Origin of the sequence: Sulfurovum sp. bin170 (assembly GCF_010892395.1) — a bacterium.
GTDB lineage: Bacteria > Campylobacterota > Campylobacteria > Campylobacterales > Sulfurovaceae > UBA1140.
Genome location: NZ_JAACKB010000009.1, coordinates 1 through 5,526, shown reverse-complemented (window position 1 = coordinate 5,526; position 5,526 = coordinate 1). Strand labels below are relative to the sequence as shown.

The window sequence follows — 5,526 nt, the reverse complement described above, 5'->3', positions numbered from 1 at the left end:
CTAGACCTTTCTGAGAGAATCTTGGCGTTTAATCTGGTTTGATAGATTCGGTGAGAATGATGCTAACAAACTCACCGAGTCTACCGGACTGCTTTATTGTCTTGAGGAGCTGCGCTTCATGGGTAGACTTATTTTGAAGTATAGTGAAGTTCTGCTAGAGGGGGCTAAATCTATAGCAAAAGGGCATAAGTATAAGTTCTCCAAAGAGGAGAAGATGTTGATGACAAGTAAAGAGATTCAGTATCTTATAGAGAGAGCTATCAAATACTATATGGCATTTCAGGTGGGTCTTGATAGTCATAGTAATTATGAGCAGATGAAAAAGGCGATTGTAGATATTGATAATAATATAAAAGAGATAGAAGTCTACAGGTATCCATATGAATTAGAAAAAAAATTGAGAAAAGTTAATCGAGTATGGAGAATAAATAGATTTTTTTTAAATAGAGTGAATGACTCTTCTATTCCTCATCTACTGCTTGGTTCCACAGAGTATATTAAAATTTTACTTAAGGATATAGAGCAGTATCATAAAAAAAATCTATAGAGGAGGTTTGTGTGAGAATATTAGATGATAAAAGCGTATCATTCTTTTTTATCTTCTGCATGGGAGTGATATTGAGTGTTTTGGCATATCTTACTTACGGCATATATAAAGAGTATCAGAGGATAGAGGTGGAGGTAGAGAATAGAGCAATCTTCTCTAGCTTAAACAGTCTCCTAGAGGGGATTGAAAAGGAGAGATTAGCGTCTGCTATACATATGAGTAGAAAAAATGAAACTAGTCTAAGTGAGCTGAAAAAAAGACGAATAGAAGTAGATTTTTTGATTAGGGAGAATAGAGAGACCATATTAAGTAAAAAAAATCTTATATCTATACTAAAAGAGTTAAAAGAGGTTCGTAGTAGAGTTGATTTGTTAGATTTGAACTACTTGGATACTCTTTTTGACTCTTATCAAAACAGTATAAGTAAAACCATAATCTCCTATATGAGCAGAGTATCCCTTTCCAATAATAGAGTAAATGAGCTTAAACTTATTCGTCTAAGAGAGAGTATCAATATGGAGAGTAGTTTTCTTGCTTTTATATTGACAGATTCAAGAGCGATGAGTAGCGAAGATTTAGTCCATTGGGATACTCTATTGGCTAAGAGGGTTTTACCAAATTTTGTTCCATTCAAAAATAAAAATATAGCTTTAAAAGTCAATGAGATACTAAACCTAGAGACCTTCTCCAAGATTGGATTTGAGAATAGGGTTCAGCTTTTTATAGAATCAACAAAAGGGGAGTACTCAATATCTCTTAAAGAGTGGACCCAGAGAGTTTCAGAGAAGACAAAGCGAATCAAGGATGCACAAAATATATTGATTGATGATGATACCCTCAATCTGGAGAGACAACTTCTCAGTAAAGAGAGAGAGATGAATAAGTATATTTTTATATCTCTTCTTGTTCTGATTCTTCTGATTCTTCTTTTGGCTATTTTGCATATTTTGACCAATATTAATAGAGATAGGGGTTTTTTAAAAGATACCCTACGAGATATAGAGGTTGATTTGGATGAGAGTAAAAAGAGAGAGATAAAAGAGATATTGCAGAGAAATGACACTATAGAGATTTATAGATTTCTTGCCAATGCTATCAAAGAGCCTAATCGTGCAAAAGACCTTTTTCTTGCCAATATGTCTCATGAGATTCGTACTCCACTCAATGGTATTGTTGGTTTTACCAAGTTATTAAAAGAGACTCCTCTATTTGAAGATCAAAAGGAGATGGTCTCAATTATAGAAGATAGCTCTAATAATCTAATTAAGATAGTCAATGATATTCTTGATTTTTCTAAGATTAAGGCAGGAAAAATTGATTTGGAGATTATTCCTTTTGATCCTATCAAAAAATTTGAAGCTACGATAGATACTTATATAGCACAAGCAAGAGAGAAAAAGATTGAGCTAAAGGTCTCTGTAGACCCATATATATCGACAGAGCTACTAGGTGACCCCACTAAAATATCACAAATCATTACAAATCTGATAAGTAATGCAATCAAATTTACACCTATTGCTGGTTATATTGAAATATCTATTTTGCAGATTTCAGAGACCAAAGAGGATGCTGTTCTTAAGTTTTCGGTAAAGGATTCAGGTATCGGTATTACACCTACAGAGAGGAGTAAAATTTTTGATGCTTTTTCTCAAGCTGATGTTAGTACAAGTAGAAAATATGGTGGAACAGGATTAGGACTTAGTATCGCTAGTCAATTTATCAAACGAATGGGTGGAAAATTAGATATAGAGAGTAGTATAGGAGAGGGGTCTCTATTTTTCTTTTCTCTCAAATTGAAAAAACCAAGAGAGATAAAAAAGCGAATTAGATTAGATTTGAGTCGATTTAAAGTTGGGTATATTCCTCCTCATGATAACAAGAGAGTGGATGGTAATTTAAAAACCTATATAGAGTATGCAGGAGCAGAATTTAGTACCTATGAACGCCAAGAGATACTAAATCTACCAAAGTCTAGCTTACCAAATCTTCTTTTTATTGACTATGCATGTTTTGACAAAGAGGGGCAGATTGACCGATTTTTAGAGCTTTCTTTGAAAATCGTACTGATATTAGCAGATGATAGAAAAGAGGAGTTAGATAGGATAAAAAGTAGGATAGATAGGGTTCTCTATAAACCTGTTAACTTTAGTCGGACTATAAAATCGTTGGAGATACTAAATGAGACTCTAAAAGAGAGTAATGAAAAGCCAAAAGAGTCTTCTCAAAAGTTTGAAGGTGTAAGAGCATTAGTGGCAGAAGATAATCTAATAAATCAAAAACTTATGAAAGCTGTTTTGAATAGATTTGCTATAGAGGTTACAGTAGTTGATAATGGAGAGAAAGCACTAAAGTGTAGAAAAGAGAGTCAGTATGATATTATATTTATGGATGTGCAGATGCCTGTAATGGGTGGTATCGAGGCTACAAAAAATATTCTTGATTTTGAAATGGAACACCACCAGAGACATATCCCAATTGTTGCTTTGACTGCTAATGCACTACAAGGTGACAAAGAGAAGTATATCGGTTTTGGAATGGATGATTATCTCTCAAAGCCTATGAGCATAGAGAGATTAAAAAATGTTCTAATGAAATTTGTTTGAATTTAACAATTTATATTAAATATGTTATAATGAACCTAAAAATAGTTAAAAGTGATTTCTAATGAATAATTTTACAATACTATATGTTGAGGATAATATTTTAACGCAAAGGATAGTCAAAAGTGTATTAAAGCGATATTTTAAGGAGATTTTTGTTGCAAGTGATGGTGTAGAGGGGATTAAACTCTACCAAGAGAAGACTCCTGATATAGTTTTGACAGATATATCTATGCCAAATATGAATGGGTTAGAGATGAGTAGAGAGATAAAGAGGTTTAATCCAAATCAACGAATAGCTCTCTTTACAGGATATAGTGATATGGACTATCTAAAAAAAGCTATTAATATGGGGATAGATAAGTATATCCTAAAACCTTTAGAGTCAAAACAGATGTTTGAAGCGTTAGATGATATAGTGAATAGTCTTAAGCTTGAGAGAGAGCAGAAAAACTATAAAAAAGATTTAGAGTTTGCCTCTCAACATGATGAGTTGACAGGTCTAGCAAATCGTAGACTCTTTTTTAATCTTTTAGAGAAACTTATACACCGTAGTGCTAGGGAGGATAGGTCTGTGGCTCTTTTGGCTATAGATTTAAATAAATTTAAACTGATTAATGACACTTATGGTCATGAGGCAGGGGATATTATCCTAAAAAGTGTAGCTAAAAATTTATTAAAATCTCTAAGAAAAGGTGATATAGTTGCAAGATTTGGTGGAGATGAGTTTGCTGTTGCTATAGGCTTTTTAAAAGAGCATAATCATATATTGAACTTCTTAAAGAGAGTAGAGAAGAACTTTTTAGCCCCTGTAGTATATACAGATGATGATGGTATTGAGCATACTATACCTATCTCTTTTAGTATTGGTATCACATTTCACTCTCCTCAGTCGAGTGCGATAACTCCAGAGGCTCTTTTGAGACAGGCAGACAGAGCTATGTACTCTGCAAAAAAGTCAAAAAAGCCTTACGCATTTTTTGATGCAGATGAGGAGTCCAAGTTCAAGATAAAAGCTCAAAAGAGTAGAGAGATAAAAACAGCTATAGATAGAGGAGAGTTTCTACTCTACTATCAACCAGTTATAGATATAAAAAATGGTGAAATAGTAGCTTTTGAGTCGTTAATCCGATGGAATCATCCACAAAATGGACTATTGACTCCTGATAGTTTTTTACCATATATTTTAGATAATACAGAGATAATATGTCATCTTGGAAGATGGATTATAGGGAGTGTTTTTGCCCAATATGAGAAATGGATAGCTGATGGCTATGATTTTTTACTAAGTATAAATATAAGCTCTAACGAGTTTGAGTCCAGAAATTTCTTATCTATGTTAAAGAGACTATTAGAGCAGTATCCCTCTGTGAGACCAGAAAAAATAGTGCTTGAGATTGTAGAAAATATTGCTATCAAAGATATTAGTTTAGATGAGAGTGCATTAGAAGAGGTTAAAAAACTTGGATTCAAGATAGCACTAGATAATTTTGGTACAGGATTTTCAACTCTATCTTCTATCAAAAGATTCAAAGTTGATATTATCAAAATAGATAAGAGCTTTGTTATGAGTATGCTTAAAGATAGAGGAGACCACTCTATCGTAGATGCATCTATTCAACTAGCAAAAGCCTTTGGATATATAGTAGTAGCCGAGGGTGTAGAGAGCAGAGAACATCTTCCTGCTCTATTGGAACTAGGTTGTGACAGGGCTCAAGGATATGGGATAGCCCGACCGATGCCCACCTCTGATGTGAGTCTTTTTTATGATGAGTACCTAATGCCAGTCAATTAGCACGGCTGAAGCCATCGTTTTCTTATATGCAATCTGCATTTTTGGAATCGGCGTGTTTACACCCGAACTACTTGGGATTACTGCCATTGCAGACAAGAGACCAATCTATTATGACAAGCAGGGTATGTAGTACAAGAGGCTTTAGTTGTACTCAAACGGGTACAAACATTACAACCATCAGACCATATTGCACAACTTGGTGGAATATCTTGTTTTATATTTTTTGTGATTTTAGGCTCTTCTATAATAACCTTTTCCTCTACAATAATAGTCTCTTCCTCTACAACATGTTTTGGCTCTACTACTCTCTTGGTATCTACGGTTATACTTTTACTGTTACAACCTATAAAAATGACTCCTATTATCAGATACAGATACTTCATCTCTCTCTCCTTTTAAAATTTGGCAATATAATATCATATTTTTTCATTAATTATAATAACAAAATTTAGCTAGATATAGTACTTAAACCAATTTTTTGATACAATACTAAAAAATATTGGAGAACCAAACTTGTTAAACAAAAAACTACACCTAGTAAGCCTTGGCTGTACAAAAAACCTTGTCGATTCGGAGGTTATGTT

Annotated in this window: 4 protein-coding genes; 3 read left to right on the top strand and 1 reads right to left on the bottom strand. The window is 33.6% G+C overall.

Annotated elements, in window-relative coordinates:
- Nucleotides 1-118: 118 nt before the first annotated feature.
- The 3 genes from GSY74_RS00285 to GSY74_RS00275 all read left to right on the top strand — a co-directional run bounded on the left by GSY74_RS00285 (nt 119) and on the right by GSY74_RS00275 (nt 4,942).
- Nucleotides 119-547 carry a hypothetical protein gene (locus GSY74_RS00285; protein ID WP_164663106.1) on the top strand — a complete coding sequence of 143 codons (429 nt, stop codon included), beginning with the start codon at nt 119-121 and terminating at the stop codon, nt 545-547.
- Between the two features lie 11 nt (nt 548-558).
- The gene (locus GSY74_RS00280; protein ID WP_164663105.1) at nt 559-3,150 is read left to right on the top strand and encodes an ATP-binding protein; all 2,592 of its coding nucleotides are present in this window, start codon (nt 559-561) and stop codon (nt 3,148-3,150) included.
- Nucleotides 3,151-3,211: 61 nt separating this feature from the next.
- Nucleotides 3,212-4,942 (top strand): EAL domain-containing protein, encoded by a 1,731-nt coding sequence (locus GSY74_RS00275; RefSeq protein WP_164663104.1) that lies wholly within the window; start codon nt 3,212-3,214, stop codon nt 4,940-4,942.
- 77 nt (nt 4,943-5,019) lie between these two features.
- Here the strand turns inward: GSY74_RS00275 and GSY74_RS00270 are convergent, their stop codons facing one another.
- Nucleotides 5,020-5,325 (bottom strand): hypothetical protein, encoded by a 306-nt coding sequence (locus GSY74_RS00270; protein ID WP_164663103.1) that lies wholly within the window; start codon nt 5,323-5,325, stop codon nt 5,020-5,022.
- Nucleotides 5,326-5,526 lie beyond the last annotated feature (201 nt).

Excerpts from the sequence above, each read along its gene's own strand:
- GSY74_RS00285 (WP_164663106.1), top strand. The coding sequence starts at position 119 with ATGGGTAGACTTATTTTGAAGTATAGTGAAGTTCTGCTAGAGGGGGCT.
- GSY74_RS00275 (WP_164663104.1), top strand. The coding sequence starts at position 3,212 with ATGAATAATTTTACAATACTATATGTTGAGGATAATATTTTAACGCAA.
- GSY74_RS00270 (WP_164663103.1), bottom strand. The coding sequence starts at position 5,325 with ATGAAGTATCTGTATCTGATAATAGGAGTCATTTTTATAGGTTGTAAC.